The sequence below is a fragment of the Pedobacter cryoconitis genome (genome assembly GCF_014207135.1).
Taxonomy (GTDB): domain Bacteria; phylum Bacteroidota; class Bacteroidia; order Sphingobacteriales; family Sphingobacteriaceae; genus Pedobacter; species Pedobacter cryoconitis_D.
On record NZ_JACHCC010000027.1, the window covers coordinates 1 to 1,801 of the forward strand.

The following is a 1,801-nucleotide window of genomic DNA, read 5'->3' on the forward strand; positions in this document are numbered from 1 at the left end:
TCAGCCGGCATGACTGGTATAAATCTTTCCAGGGCTTCGTCTTTTCAGGGTTCAGTGCTTCCCCACCAAAGATCACATAACGGATATCTACATGGGCCGCATGACTGGTCAGGTAATCCTGTAATACATAAAATGAGGAGGGAGTCTGGTTCAGTACCGTCACCTTTTCATCCAGCAGCAACTGACCAAACAAAGTGGAATCCTGCGTCGCAGCCCTGGGCACAATCACTAAGCGACCACCATAAAAAAGCGCCCCATACATTTCCCATACCGAAAAATCAAAACAGAACGAATGGAACATCGTCCAGACATCAGTCTCGTTGAAATCATACAAGGGCTGATCAGTCTCAAATAAACGAACCACATTGGAATCCTCAATCAGCACCCCTTTCGGACGTCCCGTTGAACCCGAAGTATAGATCACATAAGCAGCCTGATGGGCAGAACGCGCAACAATAGAAACCGACTGTGCATTGGCGATCGCCGCTGCATCCCTGTCCAGTTCAATCACTTCGATCGTTCCACTTTGACAGACCTCACTGCAATCACTATGGCTCACCAGGATAAATGCCCCAGTATCTTCCAGCGTATAACGGATACGGTCTTGCGGATAAGCCGGATCAACAGGCACATAAGCCCCTCCGGCTTTCAGAATACCCAGAATCCCCACAATCATATCCAGACTCCGGTTGATACAGATCGGAACCAGGGTTTCCTCTTTCACCCCTTTGCTCCGAAGGTAATAACCCAGCTGACTGGAACGTTTGTCCAGTTCCCGATAACTCAGATCCTCCCCCTGATAACTTACGGCAATAGCCTCAGGAACCCTTGCGACCTGCTCCATAAACAGATCAAGCATCGTTTTATCTCTTGGATAATCCGCAGAAGTCCCACTGAATACATCCAGTAAAATAGTTTCTTCTGCTTCAAGCAGCATCGGCAGGGAACCAATCTCTGCCGATGGATCAGCCACAATCGAATGTAGCAACTGCTCATAATGAGTCATCATCCGCAGGACTGTCCCTTCGGTAAACAGATCTGTACAATATTCAACAGACAATAATAAGCCTGTACTTCCTTCATGCAACGTAAAAGTCAGGTCAAACAAAGCCGTTGTATGCCCCGCTTCTGCGATCGAAAACTTCGTATCGCCCAAACTCAGCTTCGAGGCATCAGGTGTATTCTGTAAAACAAACATCACCTGGAACAATGGTCCCCGGCTCATATCCCTTTCCTTAATCACCGCATCCACCACACGCTCAAAAGGAATATCCTGCTGATCATAACTCTCCAGCAGTGTATTCTTTACCTGCTGCAACAAAGTCGTAAAAGCAGGAGTATCACTCAAATCACTGCGGATCGCAAGTGTATTGACAAAAAAGCCAATCAGCTCCTCAATCTCCCGCCGACGGCGCCCCGCTACCGGGGTTCCCACACAAATATCTTCCTGTCCGCTGTAACGGTACAGTAAAACCTGAAAGGCCGAAAACAAGGTCATAAATAAGGTCACCCCCTGCTGGCGGCTCAATGAATTCAGCTGTGAAGCCAGTTTCGGGTCCAGCATCATTTCTGTGACAGCACCGCGTTTACTCTGCACCGCTGGTCTTGGATAATCCAGCGGCAAATTCAATGGCTCCAGTCCTGATAACTGTCTGACCCAATAAGCCTGCTGTTTAGCCAGCAGTTCTCCCCCCATAAAACTTCGCTGCCAGATCGCATAATCTGCGTACTGTACAGCAAGCGGAGAAAGTAACGGATTCCGCTTCGCAATAAAAGCAGTATATAGCTCGGATAACTCACT

1 protein-coding gene is annotated in these 1,801 nt (G+C 48.3%); it reads right to left on the reverse strand.

The window, feature by feature from the left end; genetic code table 11:
- Nucleotides 1-1,801 (reverse strand): non-ribosomal peptide synthetase (locus HDF25_RS25700; protein WP_184629282.1); only part of this gene is annotated, 1,801 nt, incomplete at both ends.